At 65.3% G+C, this 19226-nt stretch carries 16 protein-coding genes; 6 read left to right on the top strand and 10 right to left on the bottom strand.

Going from position 1 to position 19226, the window contains the following annotated elements; translation table 11 throughout:
* The first annotated feature begins 61 nt into the window (after positions 1-61).
* Both ACN9MU_RS30215 and infA read left to right on the top strand, forming a co-directional pair.
* Positions 62-907, top strand: coding sequence for a TolB family protein (locus ACN9MU_RS30215; RefSeq protein WP_426343871.1), 846 nt, complete (start codon positions 62-64; stop codon positions 905-907).
* A 267-nt stretch (positions 908-1174) separates the two neighbouring features.
* Positions 1175-1438 (top strand): translation initiation factor IF-1, encoded by a 264-nt coding sequence (gene infA / locus ACN9MU_RS30220; protein ID WP_426165730.1) that lies wholly within the window; start codon positions 1175-1177, stop codon positions 1436-1438.
* On the opposite strand, the gene ACN9MU_RS30225 is transcribed toward infA, so the two are convergent.
* From ACN9MU_RS30225 to leuS, 10 genes are all read right to left on the bottom strand, one after another.
* Complete coding sequence (locus ACN9MU_RS30225) at positions 1439-3046, bottom strand: SEL1-like repeat protein (RefSeq protein WP_426343872.1); 1608 nt, start codon at positions 3044-3046, stop codon at positions 1439-1441.
* 6 nt (positions 3047-3052) lie between these two features.
* Positions 3053-5266 carry a putative bifunctional diguanylate cyclase/phosphodiesterase gene (locus ACN9MU_RS30230; protein WP_426165734.1) on the bottom strand — a complete coding sequence of 738 codons (2214 nt, stop codon included), beginning with the start codon at positions 5264-5266 and terminating at the stop codon, positions 3053-3055.
* Positions 5267-5273: 7 nt separating this feature from the next.
* Entirely contained in the window at positions 5274-7442 is a 2169-nt protein-coding gene (locus ACN9MU_RS30235) for an HDOD domain-containing protein (RefSeq protein WP_426165736.1), read from the bottom strand.
* Between the two features lie 159 nt (positions 7443-7601).
* Positions 7602-8825, bottom strand: a complete 1224-nt coding sequence (locus ACN9MU_RS30240) for a multidrug effflux MFS transporter (protein WP_426344909.1) — start codon at positions 8823-8825, stop codon at positions 7602-7604.
* A gap of 181 nt (positions 8826-9006) precedes the next feature.
* Complete coding sequence (locus ACN9MU_RS30245) at positions 9007-10197, bottom strand: THUMP domain-containing class I SAM-dependent RNA methyltransferase (protein WP_426165738.1); 1191 nt, start codon at positions 10195-10197, stop codon at positions 9007-9009.
* Positions 10198-10330: 133 nt separating this feature from the next.
* Complete coding sequence (locus tag ACN9MU_RS30250; protein ID WP_426165740.1) at positions 10331-10747, bottom strand: CopD family protein; 417 nt, start codon at positions 10745-10747, stop codon at positions 10331-10333.
* Between the two features lie 2 nt (positions 10748-10749).
* Positions 10750-12021, bottom strand: a complete 1272-nt coding sequence (locus tag ACN9MU_RS30255) for a glutamate-5-semialdehyde dehydrogenase (protein WP_426343873.1) — start codon at positions 12019-12021, stop codon at positions 10750-10752.
* An 18-nt stretch (positions 12022-12039) separates the two neighbouring features.
* Positions 12040-13056 carry a DNA polymerase III subunit delta gene (gene holA, locus ACN9MU_RS30260; protein ID WP_426336553.1) on the bottom strand — a complete coding sequence of 339 codons (1017 nt, stop codon included), beginning with the start codon at positions 13054-13056 and terminating at the stop codon, positions 12040-12042.
* Between the two features lie 9 nt (positions 13057-13065).
* On the bottom strand, positions 13066-13707 hold the full coding sequence (lptE, locus tag ACN9MU_RS30265; protein WP_426165746.1) for an LPS assembly lipoprotein LptE: 642 nt from the start codon (positions 13705-13707) through the stop codon (positions 13066-13068).
* Positions 13708-13714: 7 nt separating this feature from the next.
* Positions 13715-16345 carry a leucine--tRNA ligase gene (leuS, locus tag ACN9MU_RS30270; RefSeq protein WP_426165748.1) on the bottom strand — a complete coding sequence of 877 codons (2631 nt, stop codon included), beginning with the start codon at positions 16343-16345 and terminating at the stop codon, positions 13715-13717.
* 69 nt (positions 16346-16414) lie between these two features.
* Between leuS and ACN9MU_RS30275 the strand changes: the two genes are divergently transcribed.
* The 4 genes from ACN9MU_RS30275 to map all read left to right on the top strand — a co-directional run bounded on the left by ACN9MU_RS30275 (position 16415) and on the right by map (position 19160).
* Positions 16415-17242 carry an AraC family transcriptional regulator gene (locus tag ACN9MU_RS30275; protein WP_426343874.1) on the top strand — a complete coding sequence of 276 codons (828 nt, stop codon included), beginning with the start codon at positions 16415-16417 and terminating at the stop codon, positions 17240-17242.
* A 196-nt stretch (positions 17243-17438) separates the two neighbouring features.
* Positions 17439-17912 (top strand): hypothetical protein, encoded by a 474-nt coding sequence (locus ACN9MU_RS30280; RefSeq protein ID WP_426319532.1) that lies wholly within the window; start codon positions 17439-17441, stop codon positions 17910-17912.
* A 75-nt stretch (positions 17913-17987) separates the two neighbouring features.
* Positions 17988-18353 carry a VOC family protein gene (locus ACN9MU_RS30285; RefSeq protein WP_426343875.1) on the top strand — a complete coding sequence of 122 codons (366 nt, stop codon included), beginning with the start codon at positions 17988-17990 and terminating at the stop codon, positions 18351-18353.
* A 15-nt stretch (positions 18354-18368) separates the two neighbouring features.
* Complete coding sequence (map, locus tag ACN9MU_RS30290) at positions 18369-19160, top strand: type I methionyl aminopeptidase (protein ID WP_426343876.1); 792 nt, start codon at positions 18369-18371, stop codon at positions 19158-19160.
* The last annotated feature ends 66 nt before the right edge of the window (positions 19161-19226 follow it).

Below are 19226 nucleotides of genomic sequence, written 5' to 3' on the forward strand. Positions count from 1 at the left end.
TCCGGGTCACGCCGCTGTTGCGGTCGCGCGGCGGCAAACTTGATATCCTGGAATCACATTGATGAATATTTCCGCCCTGCTGCTAGCAACTGCGATTGCCGCTTCGCCCAATGATGGCATGTTCGAGCCAGGCCTGGTGTCGGACAACGGCGTATTCGGCTTCACGCTGTCGCCCGATGGCCAGCACGCGCTGTGGGTGCAGTCAGGCGGCGCCCGAACCAGGCTGGTGATCGTGGAATCGCACAAGGTCGATGGCAAGTGGCAGAAGCCGGCACCGGTGCCGTTCTCCGCCACCGATGGCTCGCGCGACATCGATCCGGCCTTTGCTCCCGACGGCAAGTCGATCATCTTCCAGTCCAACCGCCCGGTGCCGGACAAGCCTGCCCGCAAAGGCTTCGACATCTACTCGGTGGCGCTGCAGGATGGCCGCTGGGGGCCGCTGGTCCATCTCGGCCACGACATCAACAGCGATGAATCCGAGTCCTCAGGCTCGATTGCCGCCGACGGCACCATCTACTTCATGAAGAATGGCGCCGAAAGCAAATCGGACCTGTGGCGCTCGCGCCGCGTCGAAGGCAGGTACGTCGCGCCGGAGCGCATGCCCGAACCGGTCAATACCGGCCCATGGCGCGAATCGAATCCGTACATTGCCGCCGACCAGAGCTACCTGCTGTACTTCTCCGACGTCCCGGGCGGCGCGGGCGACATGGACCTCTACATCAGCTTCAACGGCAAGGACGGCTGGAGCACGCCGAAAAATATCGGCGCCCCATACAATACGGCGCAGGCCGAATTTACGCCCTTCGCGCACGGCAAGCGCCTGTACCTGGCGCGCCAGGCCAAGGAAGGCGAACGATTCATCGAAAACATTTACAGCTACCCGTTCGATCCTTCCCGCTATCGCTGACCGGGCCGGCAATGAAATAATTTGTGCACCGCACAAAACCTGTGTTATACTGCGCTCCGCGGTGAAGCACTCGAGAGCTTCACCCTGTAGCACCAAACATTGGTCACAGGCCGGCACCTTGCAGATAGCATTGGCTGACCGCTTCGCACCGTGCAGATAGCACGGGCTGTAGCAGCGATTGAAATATTGGCATTACATTGAAACGAAGCCCGCAACTACGCGGGCTTTTTTTTCGCACCTCGCTCCCCAATCGCAAAGGAAAGCAGCATGGCAAAAGAAGAACTCATCGAAATGAATGGCGTGGTCACCGAGATCCTGCCGGAGCAACGCTTCCGCGTGGACCTGGACAACGGCCACAAGCTGATTGCCTACACCGGCGGCCGCATGAAGAAGAACTTCATCCGTATCATCGCTGGCGACAGGGTAACGCTGGAGTTGTCTCCATATGACCTGAACAAAGGCCGCATCGTCTTCCGTCACATCGAGCAGCGCGGCACGTCCGGCCCGCGTCCGCCCCAGCGTCGCCGCTAATTACCCTGAAAGGGTTTGGGGGGCGGCGCGCAATGCGCTTAGCTGGTGCGGTGCAAGACGGGCGGCGGCGCTGGCGAGGTGGCGCGCGGCGGCGGGCTGGCCGTTGCGTTCGGCCAGCGACAGCCAGCGCCAGGCTTGCTCGGCGTCGGCTGGCGTGCCCTGGCCGGCCAGGAACATCAGGCCGGCATTGAGCTGGGCGCGGCCGTGGCCCTGGCGTGCGGCAGCCAGGTACCAGGACAGCGCTTGCGTGAAGTCGCGCGGCAGGCCTTGGCCGTTGTCGTAGCGCAGGCCGAGCGTGAAGCAGGCCAGCGTGTGGCCTTGCCCGGCGGCCTTGCGGTACCAGGCATTCGCCTGCGCCAGGTCGGGCGCCGGGCCGTCGTCGCGGTCGTGGACCTGGCCCAGCATGAATTGCGCCGCGACGTAATCCCGTTCGGCGGCGCGACGGAACCAGGCCAGCGCCTGGCGCGCGTCTTGCGGCACGCCCTGCCCCGTTTCATGGCGCAGGCCGAGGTCGAACTGCGCGCGCAGGTGGCCCTGGCCGGCGGCCTTGCGGTACCAGAAGATGGCTTCCTGCTGGTCGCGCGGCACGCCCTGGCCTTGTTCGTACAGCTGCGCAAGATGGTATTGCGCGGCAGGATGGCCGGCTTCGGCTGCCTTGCGGTACCAGTGCGCGGCTGCGCGGTGGTCCTGCGCCACGCCCTGGCCTTGCTCGTAGCGCTGGCCCAGGTTGTTCTGCGCGCCGGCGTGGCCCAGTTCCGCGGCGCGGCGGTACCACTTCAGCGCCAGCGCTTCGTCGCGCGGCACGCCGTTGCCGTTGTCGTAGATCAGGCCCAGGTTGAACTGCGAACTGACGTGGTCCTGCTGCGCCGCCAGGGTGTACCACTTGATGGCGCGCGCGGCGTCGGCCGCCACGTCCTGTCCCTTGTCGTAGCGCAGCGCGAGGTTGAACTGGGCGGCGGCGTAGCCTTGCTCGGCGGCCTTGCGGAACCAGCCCAGCGCCTGCTTGCCGTCCTGCGCCACGCCCTGCCCGTTGTCGTAGCGCAGGCCGAGGTTGAACTGGGCGCGGGCGTAGCCCTGGTCGGCGGCCTTGCGGTACCACATGATCGCTTGCGCGAAGTCCTGCGGCACGCCGCGGCCGCTGTCGTACATCATGCCGAGGTTGTTCTGCGCGCCGGGATCGCCCTGGTCGGCGGCCTTGGCGAACCAATAGCGCGCCTTCTCGGTATCGTGCGGCACGCCCTGACCCTTGGCGTACAGCCAGCCCAGGTTGTACTGCGCGGCGGCGTAGCCCTGCTCGGCGGCCAGCTGGTACCAGTGCGCTGCCTCGGCGAAATCGGCGTCCACGCCCTGCCCCTTCTGGAACATCACGCCCAGGTTGTATTGCGCGTGCTCCAGGCCTGCGTTGGCGGCCTGGCGGTACCAGGCCAGCGCCAGCTCGTGGCTTTGCGCCACGCCCTGGCCGTTGAAGTACATGAAGCCCAGGCTATGCTGGGCATTGGCCACGCCGCGTTCGGCCAGCTGGCGCACGCGCAGGAATTCGGCGACGTAATGCGCTTCGCTTGCCGCCGCGCCGGCGCCTCCTGCTTCAATCGTTGCGGGCCGCTGCATGGATGCCTAGGCCTGGCTCGCCAGGCGCAAGCCGGCCGGCAGGGCGATGGCGGGAGCGTCGGCCTGGTTCTGCGCCGCCAGCACTTCCATGAAGGCCGTCAGCGCGATCGGGCGGTAATACAGGTAGCCCTGCATGGTGGCGCAGCCGTTGGCGGCCAGGTAGCGCGCCTGCACTTCGGTCTCCACGCCTTCGGCCACCAGGTGCAGGCCCAGGCCGCGCGCAATCGAGATGATGGCCAGGATCACCGGGTAGTGCCCGTGCTCGTCGTGGATCTCCTTGACGAAGCTCTGGTCGATCTTGATGGTGTGGATCGGGAAGCGGTGCAGGTAGGACAGCGAGGAGTAGCCGGTGCCGAAATCGTCGATGGCCACCGATACGCCGAGCTGGCACAGCTTGTTCAACTGCTCGATGGCGTATTGCGGATTGCGGATGCAGATGTTCTCGGTGATCTCCACTTCGATCTGCGAGGGCGAGATCTGGTAGCGCAGCAGCGCATTGCGCATCTTTTCGAAGAAGTCGCCGCGGTCGAGGTATTGCGGCGACAGGTTCAGCGACAGGCGGATATTGTCGGCGCCGGCCGCGTTCCACAGCAGCAGGTCGCGGCACAGGGCACCGATCATCCAGTCCGAGATCGGCAGCATCAGGCCGTTTTCTTCGGCAAACGGCAGGAACTCGCCGGCCGACAGCAGGCCGCGCGTCGGGTGGTTCCAGCGCATCAGGCCTTCGGCGCCGATGATGCGGCCGCTGGCCATGTCGACCTGCGGCTGGTAGTACATTTCCAGCTCGTTGTTCTCGAGCGCCTTGCGCAGCGACTGCTCCAGCGCGATCTTCTGGTGCGACATGTCCTGCATCGAGGCGTGGTAGAAGCTGTGGCCGTTCTTGCCCTGCGCCTTGACCTGGTACATGGCGATGTCGGCGTGGCGCAGCAGCTCTTCGATCGAATCGCCGTCGTTCGGGTAGACCGCGATGCCGATCGAGGCCGAGATGTGCACCACGTGGCCGTCCAGGTCGAACGGCGCCTGCAGCACTTCCTGGAACTTGTCGGCAATGGCCCTGGCGTCGGCGCGGTCGCGCAGCTCGGGCAGCACGATGGTGAATTCGTCGCCGGAATGGCGCGCCAGCGTGTCGCCCTTGCGCAGGCATTCCTTCAGGCGCCGCGCGGCCTGCTGCAGCAGCTCGTCGCCTTTGACGTGGCCCAGCGTGTCGTTGACCAGCTTGAAGCGGTCAAGGTCGATGAACATCACGGCCAGCTCGGTGAGCTTGCGCTTGGCCTGGATCACGGCCAGCCCGAGGCGGTCCTTGAACAGGATGCGGTTGGGCAGGTCGGTCAGGATGTCGTGGTAGGCCTGGTAGGAGATCATCTCCTCGGCCCGCTTGCGGTCGGTGATGTCGCGCGCCACGCCGTAGGTGCCGAAGAACTCGTGCCGCGCCACTTCCTCGCCCGGCACGTGCATGCCGATCGCGTTGAGCGAAATCGTCATCAGGGTGTTGCTGAAGGTGCGGTCGCCGGCGGCGCTGTTGTTGCACTTGAGGCGCAGCTCGACGTTGCGCGAGGCGCGTTCGTCGACGCGGCGCTCGTTGAACACGTAGCGGGCGCGCTCCTGGTCTTCCTCGTGCACCAGCACCGAGTAGTGGCTGCCGATCAGCTCTTCGCGCGAGTAGCCCAGCAACTGGTAGGCGCGGTCGTTGACGAAGGTGAAGCAGCCCTCGTGGTTCAGGGTGTAGATGATGTCGGGCGAGCTGTCCACCAGGTAGCGGTACATCTTTTCCGAGTTTTCCAGGCGCTGGCCGATGCGCGTGTTCTCCACCGCCAGGCGGCGCTTTTGCAGCGCGTTCTCCACCGTCTTGAGCAGCTCGGGCGGGTTGTACGGCTTGCGCAGGTAGTCGTAGGCGCCGCGCTTCAAGGCGCCGATGGCGGCCTCGATGCCGGCCTCGCCGCTCATGACGATCACGTCGCAGTCGATCTCGCGCGCGTTCACGAAGTCCATGATGTCGTGGCCGCTCATGTCGGGCAGGCGCAGGTCCAGCAGCAGCAGGTCGAATTGCTGGCGGCTCAGGTGGGCCAGCGCTTCGGCGCCGGTGCTGGCGGTCACCAGCTGGTAGCTGTCCTGCACGCGCAGCAGCTCGTACAGGGAAGACAGCAGGCGCGGTTCGTCGTCGACCAGCAGCAGGCGTGGCTGGAATTCCGGCGGCGGGGGCGTCGGGATCATCGTGTTCATGCGGGCCTTATACGGAATCCACCGCGCCGCGCGCCTGCACCGGGGCGAGCTGGCTGGTGCTGCCGCGGGCCGGCAGCAGGAGTTCAAACGAGGTGCCGTTGGCGCCGCTGCGGCAACTGATCATGCCGTTCATCTTCTTGACCAGGTTGTGCACGATCGACAGGCCCAGGCCGTGATGCTTGCCTTCCTTGCTGCTCTTCACTGCGGTAAACAGGTTGGCCAGCACGTCCTGCGCCAGGCCCGGGCCGGCGTCGGCCACCACCAGCTCGACGTAGAGGCGGCGTTCGCGGTTGACCAGGCCGCGGTTGGCCAGCTCGATGCGGCCGCCGTTGGGCTGGGCCTCGATCGCGTTCTTGACCAGGTTGACCAGGATCTGCTTGAGCAGGTCGGCGTCGCCGTCGACTTCCTGCGGGCCGTCCTGCATGCGCGTGATCACCTGCACCGAGGCGGGCAGGAAGTCGGTGGCGCGGAACAGGCGCAGCACGTCTTCCACCACGCGCGCCACATTGGCGACGCAGCCGCCATCGGAGGGCTGCAGGTCGGCCAGGCCGTTGATCAGGTGGCCGACGCGGTCGATCTCCTCGTTCAGGATCGACATCTCGGACACCACCGGCTCGCGCCGCGCCAGCTTGGCGTCCAGCACCGACAGGTAGTTCTTGATGATCGACAGCGGGTTGTTCACCTCGTGCACCACGCGCCGTGACGCCTCCTTGTATTCCTCGGCCACGTGCGCCACCTGGCGGCGGACGTGGCCGCGTTCGGACAGGGCCGTTTCCAGCGCATTGGCCGCCTGGCTGCCGAAGGCTTGCAGGAAGCGCTCCTTCTTTTGCAGCAGCGGCAAATGCCAGGCCGGCAGGCCGCCGACGATCATGCCCAGACAGCGCTGGCCGGCCACCAGCGGCAGGCACACCAGCGCTTCGCTGCCGATGATGCGGAACAGCTGTTCTTCCGCGATGCCCAGGCCGGCGCCGGCGCCCCTGCCACTGCCAATACGGGCGGCAAACGCCAGCTGGCGGCCGTTGGCGGCATCGGACAGCAAGCCTGGCTTGTTGAGCGGCACGGCAAACTCGGCCAGGCGCTGCTGCGCTTCGCCGCTGCCGGCGCCCTGCAGCGCGTGGCCGGTCGGGCTTTCCAGCAGCATCACCGTGGTCTCCAGGTCAAACAGGATGCGCGCCGAGCGCGTCATCGCGTCCAGCATGCCGGCCTCGCCCTGCTGGCGCGCGAAGCTCTGGCCCATTTCCTGCACCAGCACCATGTTGCGCACTTCTTCCGACAGGCGCGCCTGCACCGGGTCGACCGGCGCGGGCGGCGCGGCGGGCGGCGCCGGCACGTCGTCGGCGCCGGCCAGGTCGATGCCCAGCGCTTCGGCGGCGCGCGCCACTTGCCGCGCGGCCGACTTGACGAAGGCGTCCAGCTTGTCTTCCTCGATGCCGCACAGGGCGGCCGCGTCGGCGGCGCCCTGCGACGCGTCGGCGTGGTAGCACAACTGGTGCGCCAGGCGCACGATGCGGATCAGGGGATGCGCCGCTTCCAGGCGCAGCACCGGCTCGTGGTGGTACAGCACGGAATCGGCCAGGAAGGAGTCGAGGTTCCAGCGCTCGATCAGCCAGGCGCCGGCTTCGGCGTGGGTGATTTCCAGCGTGCGCAGTTCCACCGCGCACAAGTCCTCGTCATCGCGCGCGGTGAAGTTGTAGGCGTATTCCTTGGGCGCGGTGGCCAGCAGTGCCAGGCGGCCGACATTGTGCAGCAGGCCGGCCAGGTAGGCTTCCTCCACGTGCGGGTAGTCGAGCGCGCGCGCGATATCGCGCGCGATGACGGCCGTGGTCAGCGAGCCTTTCCAGAAGGCGCGCAAGTCGGTGCTGCCGCTGTGCGGGAAACTGTTGAAGGTCTGGAACACCGATTCGGAAATCACCAGCGTCTTGATGGTGTCGGTGCCCAGCGAGACCAGGGCCTGCTCCAGGCCCACCGTGCGCTGGTGGCGCTGGTAGGCCGAGCTGTTGGCCACGGCCAGGATCTTGCTGGCCATCCCGGCATCCTTGGCGATCAGCGCGGCCAGCTCCGGCATGCCGGCATCGTCGGCTTGCAGGAGTTCAATCAGCTTGATCAGGATCTGCGGCATGGCGGGCAGCCGCGCGATCAGCAAGCGATTGCGGATGTCTTGGTCGGGATGTTGCATGGGGTCTTAGCGGCTGTATTCCGGCTTGCAATCCACTACGCAAATTGGCATAAATATACTATAACTTGGCGGCAATACAAATTTCTGACGGCAATAAAATGCATTTGTGTAGCAAGAACTACACTATTGGTAGTCATTTACTTTGTACCAACAATATTTTCAAATAGGCACTATCTTGCGCCGGAGTGCGCGCGCCGTCAACCACAGACCGAGTGCCGTCAGCGTCAGCGCCAGCTGGCCGCCGGCCAGCCACAGGAAGGAATGCGAAGCCAGCGGCGCCAGCACACCGGCCACCAGCGCCCCCAGCAGGGTGGTGGCGAACGATTGCACCGAGGCCACCGTGCCACGGATGTGGGGGAACAGGTCGAGCGCCAGCAGGGTGGCGGCCGGCGCCGCCATCGACATGCCAAAGGTGTAGAAGAACAGCGGCAGCACGCTCCACGGCAGCGCCGGCCCGGCCAGCAGGTGGTAGCCGACGTTGACGGTGGCGGCCGTGATCAGGAAGCAGAAGCCCATGCCGATCTGGCGCGCGAAGCTGGTCTTGCCTGCGATACGGTTGGCCGCCAGCGCGCCGAGGAAGATGCCGGATACGGCTGGCACGAACAGCCAGGCAAACTGCTCCGGGCCCAGGTGCAGGTGGGCCGGCAGCGCCACCGGTGCGGCCGTGATGTACAGGAACAGGCCGGCGAAGTTGAACGCCACCACCCCGGACTTCAAATGGAATAGCGGCGAAGCCAGGATGGACTTGTAGTTGCGCCACAGGTAGCGCGGGTTGAACGGCTGCCGCTTGTCGCGCGGCAGGGTGTCGGGCAGGCGCCGGTAGCAGACGATGAACAGCAGCACCGTGTAGCCGGCCAGCGCCAGGAAGATGGTGCGCCAGTCCGAATATTTGACGATGAAGCCGCCCAGCACCGGCGCCACGGCCGGCGCGATGGAGAAGATCATGGTCACCAGCGACAGCAGGCGCGCGGCGGCGGCATCGGCGTACAGGTCGCGGATGATGGCGCGGCCGACCACCACCCCGGCGCCGGCCGACACGCCCTGCAGCACGCGGAAGAACCACAGGTACTGCACCGAGTGGGCGGCGGCGCAGCCCACGGTGCCGAGCAGGAAGGCCACCAGCGACACCAGGATCACGTTGCGGCGCCCGAACGCGTCCGACAGCGCGCCATGCCACAGCACCATGCCGGCAAAGGCCAGCATGTAAGCCGTCAGCGATTGCTGGACTTCGATCGGCGTCGCATGCAGCGTGGCCTGGATGTTGGGGAAGGCGGGAAGATAGGCGTCAATCGAGAACGGGCCCAGCATCGACAGGCTGGCCAGCACCGCTGCCAGCGCGCCCGGTCCCAGCGGCTTACGCTGCGGCGCCTCCGGCTCGGGAATAAAAGACGTTTCGTCGGTCGGCGGCGTATGCAAGGGGTCAGGTCTGTCAAACGGACATATTGCGGCCCGGGGCTCGGGCCGCCAAGCCCCACACTGTACCCGCAAAATGTTCGTTTGTCAGACCTGACCCCGACTTAAGCAGCCGAGCCCGTGTCCGATTGCCAGACCTGACCCCGACTTTTTACTCGCTAGCCGGCTTGCGGTTGAAGCCGGCCACCATGTCGAAGCGGAACAGGCGGCATTCCAGCGCGCCGTTGAAGAACGGCGTCTTGCGCGATTCTTTCAGGCGCAGCATCTTCGGCAGGCCCAGGTCGGCGGTGAACAGGTAGGCGGTCCAGCCGGAGAAGCGCTGCTTGAGGGTGGTGGAAAACGCGCTGTAGAAGCTTTTCGCCAGCTCGTCTTCTTCCAGGCTGGCGTCGCCGCGCACGCCGATCCGCTCGCCGTACGGCGGGTTGGTCAAGAGGATGCCGGGCTCCTTGGTCGGTGCCTGCACCTGCTGCGCTTCGATCTGCTTGAGCGGCACGTCGAACAGGATGCCGGCGCTCTTCAGGTTGTGGCGCGCCATCGCCACCATGTCGCCGGAAATGTCGGAGCCGAAAATGGTCGGTTCGGCCGGCAGCGGGTTGGGCTTGAAGTCGGTCTTCATCTTCTGCCACGGCTCGGGGTCGAAGTCGTGGAATTTTTCGAAGGCGAAGCGGCGGCGGGCGCCGGGCGGGATCCCTTGCACCATCTGGGCGGCTTCGCACAGGATGGTGCCGGAGCCGCACATCGGGTCGAACAGCGGCACGCCCGGCTTCCAGCCGGACACGCGCAGCAGGCCGGCGGCCAGGTTTTCGCGCAGCGGGGCGTCGCCGGTCTCGGTGCGCCAGCCGCGCTTGAACAGCGCTTCGCCGGAGGTGTCGAGGTAGACCATGAACTGGCGCTGGTCGAGGAAGCCGAAGATGCGCATGTCGGGCTCGCGCGTGTTGACCGAGGGGCGCTTGCCGTACATGTCGCGGAAGCGGTCGCACACGGCGTCCTTGATCTTCAGCGTGGTGAATTCCAGCGACTTCAGCGGCGACTTGATGGCGGTGACGTCGACGCGGATGGTGTGGTGGATGCCGAACCATTCTTCCCACGGCTGGCCCAGCACCAGGTCGTAGATGTCGTTTTCGTTCTGGTAGTGGCACACGCCCATGCGCATCAGGACGCGCGAGGCGATGCGCGAGTGCAGGTTGATGCGGTAGGCGTCGTACAGGTCGCCGGAGGCGTGTACGCCGCCGGGGACCTGGTTGTGGACCTTCATGGTCGGGCTCATGGCCGCGATTTCGGTCAGTTCTTCCGCCAAGGCGGCTTCCAGGCCGCGCGGGCATGGGCAGAAATAGGATGGCATGTTGGGGGACCCTTTATCCGTTGTAAAAATCAAAACCGGTACATCGGTGTCTGACCCGCAGGGTCAGACACCGTTACGCGGCTGTCCCGGGCCTGGTGTCTGACCCTGCGGGTCAGACACCGGTTTGCCGGTTTTAGAAAGGCTTGACGACCACCAGGATGACAATCGCCAAGAGCATCAGCACCGGCACTTCATTGAACCACCGGTAAAACACATGGCCGCGCACATTGGCGCCGCGTTCAAACTTCTTCAGCAGCGCGCCGCAGGCGTGGTGGTAGCCCAGCAGCAGGAACACGAAGAACAACTTGGCGTGCAGCCAGCCCGGCATCTTCGCGCCGTACTGCAGCACCACCAGCCAGATGCCGAACACCACCGCCGGCAGCGCCAGCATGGTGGTGAAGCGGTACAGCTTGCGCGCCATCGTCAGCAGGCGTTCGGATGCCGGGCCCGGCGTTTCCATCGCCAGGTTGACGAAAATGCGCGGCAGGTAGAACAGCCCGGACATCCAGGACACGATGAAGACGATATGCAGCGCTTTGATCCAGAGCATATTTATTTTCTAGTTTCGCCGTGGCCGAACACCACGTATTTGAGGGAAGTCAGGCCTTCCAGGCCGACCGGGCCGCGCGCGTGCAGCTTGTCGTTGGAAATGCCGATCTCGGCGCCCAGGCCGTATTCGAAGCCGTCGGCAAAACGGGTCGAGGCGTTGATCATCACCGACGAGGAATCGACTTCACGCAGGAAGCGCATCGCGGCCGAGTAGTCCTCGGTGACGATGGCTTCGGTGTGCTTGGAGGACCAGGTGTTGCAATGCTCGATGGCGGCGTCCAGCCCGTCCACCACGCGCACCGCCAGGATCGGCGCCAGGTATTCGGTGGCCCAGTCTTCTTCGCTGGCGTGCGCCAGGCGCGGGTAGCCGGCAGCGGCCAGGATGGCGTGGCTTTCCGCGTCGGCGCGCAGCTCGACCTGCTCGGTGGCGTAGCGCGCGGCCAGCTGCGGCAGCACCTCGGCGGCGATGGCGCGCGCCACCAGCAGCGTTTCCATCGTGTTGCAGGTGCCGTAGCGGTGGCATTTCGCGTTGAAGCCGATGTCGAGCGCCTTGGCCATGTCGGCCCTGGCGTCGATGTAGACGTGGCAGATGCCGTCCAGGTGCTTGATCATCGGCACCGTGGCTTCTTCCATCAGGCGCGCGATCAGGCCCTTGCCGCCGCGCGGCACGATGACGTCGACGTACTGCGGCATGGTGATCAGGGCGCCGACGGCGGCGCGGTCGGTGGTGTCGACCACCTGCACTCCGTCAGCGGGCAGGCCGGCGCCTTGCAGGCCTTCGGCGACCAGCTTGGCCAGGGCGCGGTTGCAGTGGATCGCTTCCGAGCCGCCGCGCAGGATGGTGGCGTTGCCGCTCTTGATGCACAGGCCGGCCGCGTCCACCGTCACGTTGGGACGCGCTTCGTAGATGATGCCGATCACGCCCAGCGGCACGCGCATCTGGCCCACCTGGATGCCGGACGGGCGGATTTTCACGTTCGAGATTTCGCCCACCGGGTCGGGCAGCGAGACGATCTGGCGCAGGCCTTCCACCATGGTGGCAATGGCCTTGTCGCTCAGCGCCAGGCGGTCCAGCATGGCCGGCGCCAGGCCAGCGGCGCGCGCGGCGGCCAGGTCCTGCTCGTTGGCGGCGCGCAGGGCCGGCGCCTCGCGCTCGATGGCCTCGGCGATCAGTTGCAACGCGCGGTTGCGCGTGGCGCTGTCGGCGCGCGCCATGCCGCGCGAGGCGGCGCGGGCGCGGCGCCCGATATCTTGCATGTACTGCTTGATGTCCATCGCATTCATCCTAATTCGTTATCCTCTTGCGACGCGCAAAGCCAATTGCAGCATGGCATCCCACTGGTCGCCGGCGAACGCCTTGGCGCGCAGGCCCTTGACCATGCGGTCGACCTGGGCGGCCTGCTGCATCGCCGCCTCCAGCGTGGGCAGCGAGATGCGGCGCAGCGCCGGCTCCATCAGCCGTTCGCGCGGGCCCCAGATGCGGTATTCCTTCAGGAGCGCCGGCAGCGGACGGCCCTGGGCCATGCCTGCCTTTAATTTTAGCAGCGTGCGGATTTCTTCGGAGACGGCCCACAACACCAGCGGCAGCGCTTCGCCTTCGCCTTTCAGGCCTTCCAGCATGCGGATCAGGCGCGCGGTGTCGCCGGAGAGCATGGCTTCGGACAGCTTGAACACGTCGTAGCGCGCCACATTGAGCACGGCGTCCTGCACCTGCTCGTGGGCCAGCTTGCCCGGCTCGTGCAGCAAACCGAGTTTCTGGATTTCCTGGTGTGCCGCCAGCAGGTTGCCTTCAACGCGGTCGGCGATGAAGTCCAGGCTGGCGCGCTCCGCGCTCTGCCCTTGTGCGGCAAGGCGGTTCGCAATCCATCCCGGCAGCGCATTGCGCTCGATGTTCGGGATGTCGATGTACACGGCGGCCTGCTGCAAGGCCGCCACCCACGCCGCCTTCTGCGTCTGCCAGTCCAGCTTGGGCAGGGTGATCAGCGTGAGGTTGTCGGGCGACAAGTCTTTCGCGTAAGCCTGCAGGGCGGCGCCGCCGTCCTTGCCCGGCTTGCCGGTCGGGATGCGCAGTTCGATCAGCTTCTTGTCGCCAAACAGGCTCATGGCCTGGTTGGCGGCCAACAGCTCGCCCCACTTGAAATTGCGCTCGACGGTCAGCACGTCGCGCTCGGAATACCCTTGCGCGCGCGCGGCGCGGCGGATCTTGTCGGCCGCTTCCAGCGCCAGCAAGTGCTCGTCGCTGGTGATCACGTACAGCGGGGCCAGCGTCCTGGCGACGTGCTGGTCGAGGGCGTCGGCGCGCAACTGCATGGCGCGCCTTTAGCGGACCGGCGGCGCGGCCGGCGCGGTAGGGGCGGTGACGTCGGGCGCCGACAGCACGCCCGGCAGCACGCCGGACGGGGTGGGCGCCGGCGCCGGGCTGCCGAGCTTGATGGCGGCCATGCGTCGCATCATCTGCTGCACCAGGTCGGCCTGCATGTCCTTGTACAGCAAGGCTTCTTCCTGCTCTTTCGCCAGCAGCTGGGTTTCGCTGAAGGTGATCGGGCGGCCCAGCACGATATTGGTCGGCGCCAGCAGTTCGTTGCCGGCCTTGTCGGTCACGCGGAACAGGATGTTATAGCTGAGCAGGTATTCGCGCACACGGCCATTGCTGTTCAAGGACAGGATCGACTTGGTGCGGGTTTTTTCCGGATTGGTCAGCACTTCGATCACGCCGTCCGCCTCGGCCTTGCTCGACACCACGGTGGTGTGGCCGTTGACGCGGATATTGCGCTTGAGCTCAATCGCCAGCGGCGACGACTCCGGCAAGCCCACATACATGGCGTTGAACGGCAGCGTGTACGTGCCGCCGGCGCCGCGCAGGTGGAAGCCGCAGCCGGTGGCCACGGCAGCCATGCCCAGCGCGGCCAGCGCCAGCATGGAGCGGCGCAGGGCGCCGCGGGAGTTCAGAGTCGTCGTCATCTTTGCCTTACACCACGATATTGACCAATTTGCCCGGTACCACGATGACCTTCTTCGGCGCGCCTTCCAGGAATTTCTGCACGCTTTCCTCGGCCAGCGCGGCGGCTTCGATGGCGGCCTTGTCGGCGGCCTTCGGCACTTTCACGCTGCCGCGCAGCTTGCCGTTCACCTGGATCATCAGCTCGATTTCGGACTGCTCCAGCGCGGCCGGGTCGACCTGCGGCCATTGCGCGTCCAGGATGTCGCCATGGTTTTTACCATAGCCCATTTCCTGCCACAGCACGTGGGTGATGTGCGGCGCCACTGGGTTCAAGAGGCGCAGGAAGATGGCGTAGCCTTCGGCCAGCACGGCCGGCTCGACGCCCTTGGCCGATTCCAGGGTATTCAGCATCTTCATGCAGGCCGACACCACGGTGTTGTACTGGATGCGCTTGATGTCGTAGTCGGCCTGCTGCAGCACCTTGTGCACTTCGCGGCGCAGCGCCTTGCCGTCGTCGGTGGCGGCAGCGGCAGCCAGCGGCGAACCGGCGGCGCGGATCGCGTCGCGCTGGGCGAAGCCGAAGTTCCACACGCGCTTCAGGTAGCGGTTGGCGCCTTCCACGCCGGAACCGGACCATTCCAGGGTCTGCTCAGGCGGCGAAGCGAACATGGTGAACAGGCGCGCGGTGTCGGCGCCGTACTGCTCGATCTGTACCTGCGGGTCGATGCCGTTGTTCTTGGACTTGGACATCTTCTCGATGCCGCCCAGGCTGACCGGCTGGCCGTCGGCCTTCAGCACAGCCGATACAGGACGGCCGCGGTCGTCGGTGGTCAGCGTCACGTCGTCCGGGTTGAACCAGTGCTTCTTGCCGGAGGCTTCTTCGCGGTAGTAGGTCTCGTTCAGCACCATGCCTTGCGTCAGCAGGTTGGTGAACGGCTCGTCGAACTTGACCAGGCCGAAGTCGCGCATCACCTTGGTCCAGAAGCGCGCGTACAGCAGGTGCAGCACGGCGTGCTCGATGCCGCCGATGTACTGGTCCATCGGCATCCAGTAGTCGTTGCGCGCGTCGATCATCGCCTTGTCGGAACCCGGCGAGGTATAGCGCATGTAGTACCAGCACGAGTCGACGAAGGTGTCCATGGTGTCGGTCTCGCGGCGCGCAGGCTTGCCGCATTTCGGGCAGTCGCACTTGAGGAAGGCTTCATGCTTGTTCAGCGGGTTGCCGGTGCCGTCCGGCACGCAGTCTTCCGGCAGCACCACCGGCAGGTCCTTCTCAGGCACCGGCACCGAGCCGCAGGACTCGCAGTGGATCATCGGGATCGGGGTGCCCCAGTAGCGCTGGCGCGAAATGCCCCAGTCGCGCAGGCGGAAGGTGGTCTTCTTCTCGCCCAGGCCCTTGGCGGCCAGGTCGGCGGCGATGGCTTCCAGCGCTTCGCTGTAGCGCAGGCCGTCGTATTTGCCGGAGTTGGTGACCACGGAGACGGCTTTGTCGCCGTACCATTCCTGCCAGGCGTCGTCGGAATACGACTGGCCTTCAGCGGCGATCACCTGCTTGATTGGCAGATTGTATTTTTTGGCGAAGGCGAAATCGCGCTCGTCGTGCGCCGGCACGCCCATCACGGCGCCGTCGCCGTAGGTCATCAGGACGTAGTTGCCGATCCAGACTTCCACCTGCTCGCCGGTGATCGGGTGGGTCACGAACAGGCCTGTCGGCATGCCCTTCTTCTCCATCGTTGCCATGTCGGCTTCGATCACGGAGCCCATCTTGCATTCGGCGATGAAGGCTTGCAGTTCCGGCTTGTTTTGCGCGGCGTGGGCGGCCAACGGGTGCTCGGCGGCCACGGCGCAGAAGGTCACGCCCATGATGGTGTCAGGGCGGGTGGTGAACACGAACAGCTTGCCGTCGTTGATCAACTGGCCGTCGCCGCCGGCGATGTTGTGCGGGAAGGCGAAGCGCACGCCGGTCGACTTGCCGATCCAGTTCGACTGCATGATGCGCACGCGCTCAGGCCAGCCTGGCAGCTTGTTGTCGACGTAGTCCAGCAGCTCGTCGGCATAGTCGGTGATGCGCACGTAGTACATCGGGATTTCGCGCTTTTCGATCAGCGCGCCCGAACGCCAGCCCTTGCCGTCGACCACCTGCTCGTTGGCCAGCACGGTCTGGTCGACCGGGTCCCAGTTCACGGTGCCGGTCTTCTGGTAGATGATGCCTTTTTCCAGCATCTTCAGGAACATCCACTGGTTCCACTTGTAGTACTCGGGCTTGCAGGCAGCCATCTCGCGCGACCAGTCGATCGCCAGGCCCATCGACTGCATCTGCTCTTTCATGTGGTCGATATTGGAATAGGTCCACTTGGCTGGCGGCACATTGTTGGCCATGGCCGCATTTTCGGCCGGCATGCCGAAGGCGTCCCAGCCCATCGGCATCAGCACGTTGTAGCCGTTCATCCGCAAGTAGCGGTACATCACGTCATTGATCGTATAGTTGCGCACGTGGCCCATGTGCAGCTTGCCCGATGGGTAAGGCAGCATCGAGCAAGCGTAATACTTGCCTTTTGGGAAACGCGGGTCGTTTTCGACGGCTTTGTAGGCGTCGATCGCCTTCCAGTGCGATTGGGCGGCTTTTTCGACTTCTGCTGGACTATATTTTTCTTGCATGATGGAGCGCACTAAAATTGGTGGATATGAACCCTTCATTATAACAATGCATTGGTGCGGCGCGTCAGAATGAGATATCAAGAATTTCCGCCCCCGCCGGGGCTGGCCGGGCTGGTCGACTGCCTGTGGCTGTCCGAAGCCCCTGCCGCGCCTGCCGACCCGGCGCTTTTGCCCGTCGCGCACCGCGTTTTGCCGGACAATTGCACCGATATCCTGTGGCAGGACAGCGGCAATGCCTTCTTCGTCGGCATGATGAGCACGTGGTTCGATGTGCCGGCGGCGCGCCGCGTGCGCACGGTAGCGGTGCGCTTCCGCCCGGGCGCAGCCAGCCTGTTCGTGGGGCCGGTGCCGCTGGCGAGCCTCATCGACCAGCGCGCCGGCCTGGACCAGCTTTGGGGCCGCTCGGCGGCGGACCGGTTCGGCGACAAGCTTTGGTCGGTCGCGCGCAGCGATGCGGAACGCTTGGCGCTGCTGACGGAAGCGCTTTACGCCCGCCTTTCGCTTGCCCCGGCCGGCGCCCGCGCCGCCAGCGCCCTTGCCTCGCGCGTGGCAGCTGCCGCGCCAGCCGGCCAAGTGCTCGCCCTGCATGCCGTGGCGCAGCTTGAAGCCAGCGGCGGCGCCTTGCGCGTCGAATCGCTGGCAGCGGCGCTGGGCGTTTCGCGCCAGTACCTCGCCAACCAGTTCCGCGACCATGTCGGCCTGTCGCCCAAACTCTTCGCCCGCATCTGCCGCTTCCGGGCCGCCCGCACTGCCGCCCTTGCAGCCGAGCCTGGACGGCATGGCCACGACTGGGCCACCCTGGCCCTCGACAGCGGCTATTTCGACCAATCCCACCTGATCCGCGATTTCCAGGACTTCACCGGCGCCTCGCCAGACGCCCATTTAGGTAATCCGTAGGCCTTCGCGCCCTGTCGCGAGAACCTTAGATTTTCGGGCCAAATTGGTCTGACCAAAGTGAGATTTCGGTAGATTTTTCCGGAACTTTCGGCGTTTCGCTTGTCTAAAGTTTCGCGCTCTCAAAAATCTACCAAAATCTAACTTTGGTCAGACCAATTGAGGGCAAAAATCTAAGGTTCTCGCGAAGGAGACGAACGTGTTACCGACCCTCTGTATAGCGCTTTCCGCGCCCACGCTGCGCGCCTTCCTGGAATACCAGGGCGAACACAGCGAAGTTGCCCCCGCCATCGTCGCCGATCTCGCCATTCGGGACTGGCTGGAACGCCAGCGCGAGTTGGCCAAGCCTGCCTCACAGCGAGGCTATCGCTGGAAATCACTGTTCCTGCCAGAAGGCACGCGGCTAAGGACCTCCAATTACGCTGTGACCCGCTATGCCGTCATCGTCGGTGACGACCTGGTCCACCAAGGCAGGACCATGTCACCCAACCAATTCGTACAAGTGTCGCTGGGCTCAACGCGTAGCGCATGGGATGCCATTTACATCCAGATGCCCGGCTCGCGCGAATGGACGCTGGCCCTGCGCCTGCGCTACGCACAGGAAGCCGAAGCGCGCCGCGCTGCCTATCGTGCGGCAAATGCGCAGAAAGAACAGGCCAACAAGCGCGACTAGTTTCCATTTTTCCAATCGCAGCCGCGGCCGGCATGGCAAGATGCGGCCATCAACCACCCACTGGAGGAGAACACCATGATCAAAGGCCTGCGCACCGCGATTTACCCCACCCCCGACCTGGCAGCCGGCAAAGCCTGGTACAGCAAGGTATTCCAGAAGGAGCCCTACTTCGACCAGCCCTTCTACGTCGGCTTTGAAATTGGCGGCTTCGAGCTGGGCCTGCTGCCGGACGGCGAACCCGGCAAGGCCGGCAGCCAGGTCTACTGGGGCGTGGAAGACATTGCCAAAGAAGTCCAGCGCATCATCGCACTGGGAGCAAGCACTCACTCAGAAATCCAGGAAGTGGGCGAAGGCATCAAGGTGGCCGAGCCGGCCGACCCGTTCGGCAATGTCCTCGGCCTGATTGAGAACCCGCATTTCGACAGGGCCAAGGTCGCGTGATACCATGCACCCCCTATGCGCAAACGCAATAACAAATCCATCCTGATCAAGACGCCCGACCAGGTCGAGCTGGCCCGCGTGGCCGGCCAACTGGCGGCCGACGTGCTGACCTTCATCGCACCGCACGTCAAGCCGGGCGTCTCGACCGCCCAGCTGGACCAGCTGTGCAACGACTACATCGTCAACACCCAGAAAGTCATCCCGGCCAACGTCGGCTACGGCGGCTTCACCGGCACCGTCTGCACCTCGGTCAACGAGGTGGTATGCCACGGCATCCCGACCCCGAAGAAGGTGCTGAAGGATGGCGACATCATCAACATCGACGTGGCCGTCATCAAGGACGAATGGTTCGGCGACACCAGCCGCATGTACTACGTCGGCACGCCGTCGAAAGCGGCGCAGAAGCTGTGCGAACTGACGTATGACGCGATGTGGGCCGGCATTCGCGCGGTCAAGCCGGGCAACCGCCTGGGCGACGTCGGGCACGCGATCCAGAAGCTGGCCGAAGCGGCCGGCTACAGCGTGGTGCGCGACTATTGCGGCCACGGCATCGGCATGGTGTATCACGAAGACCCGCAGGTGCTGCATTACGGCCGCCCGGGCACCGGGCTGCTGCTGGAGCCGGGCATGGTGTTTACCATCGAACCGATGATCAATGCAGGCAAGCACGCCACGCGCGCACTGCCGGACGGCTGGACCGTGGTCACGGCCGACAGGTCGCTGTCGGCGCAGTGGGAGCATATGGTGGCGGTGACCGAGACCGGCTTCGACGTGTTGACGCTGGCGCCCGGCGAGCAAAACCGGTAATTCGATGTCTGACCCGCAGGGTCAGACACCTGGCCTGCGGCGGCCGCGTACCCGGTGTCTGACCCT

Source organism: Pseudoduganella sp. R-32, assembly GCF_049913245.1.
GTDB lineage: Bacteria > Pseudomonadota > Gammaproteobacteria > Burkholderiales > Burkholderiaceae_D > Rugamonas.

Bases quoted from the DNA above. Each gene is read 5' to 3' on its own strand.
- ACN9MU_RS30230 (WP_426165734.1), bottom strand. From the start codon at position 5,266: ATGAACACGATGATCCCGACGCCCCCGCCGCCGGAATTCCAGCCACGC.
- ACN9MU_RS30250 (WP_426165740.1), bottom strand. From the start codon at position 10,747: ATGCTCTGGATCAAAGCGCTGCATATCGTCTTCATCGTGTCCTGGATG.
- lptE (WP_426165746.1), bottom strand. From the start codon at position 13,707: ATGACGACGACTCTGAACTCCCGCGGCGCCCTGCGCCGCTCCATGCTG.
- leuS (WP_426165748.1), bottom strand. From the start codon at position 16,345: ATGCAAGAAAAATATAGTCCAGCAGAAGTCGAAAAAGCCGCCCAATCG.
- infA (WP_426165730.1), top strand. From the start codon at position 1,175: ATGGCAAAAGAAGAACTCATCGAAATGAATGGCGTGGTCACCGAGATC.
- ACN9MU_RS30235 (WP_426165736.1), bottom strand. From the start codon at position 7,442: ATGCAACATCCCGACCAAGACATCCGCAATCGCTTGCTGATCGCGCGG.
- ACN9MU_RS30255 (WP_426343873.1), bottom strand. From the start codon at position 12,021: ATGGACATCAAGCAGTACATGCAAGATATCGGGCGCCGCGCCCGCGCC.
- ACN9MU_RS30275 (WP_426343874.1), top strand. From the start codon at position 16,415: ATGAGATATCAAGAATTTCCGCCCCCGCCGGGGCTGGCCGGGCTGGTC.
- ACN9MU_RS30285 (WP_426343875.1), top strand. From the start codon at position 17,988: ATGATCAAAGGCCTGCGCACCGCGATTTACCCCACCCCCGACCTGGCA.
- map (WP_426343876.1), top strand. From the start codon at position 18,369: ATGCGCAAACGCAATAACAAATCCATCCTGATCAAGACGCCCGACCAG.
- holA (WP_426336553.1), bottom strand. From the start codon at position 13,056: ATGCAGTTGCGCGCCGACGCCCTCGACCAGCACGTCGCCAGGACGCTG.
- ACN9MU_RS30245 (WP_426165738.1), bottom strand. From the start codon at position 10,197: ATGCCATCCTATTTCTGCCCATGCCCGCGCGGCCTGGAAGCCGCCTTG.
- ACN9MU_RS30225 (WP_426343872.1), bottom strand. From the start codon at position 3,046: ATGCAGCGGCCCGCAACGATTGAAGCAGGAGGCGCCGGCGCGGCGGCA.
- ACN9MU_RS30215 (WP_426343871.1), top strand. From the start codon at position 62: ATGAATATTTCCGCCCTGCTGCTAGCAACTGCGATTGCCGCTTCGCCC.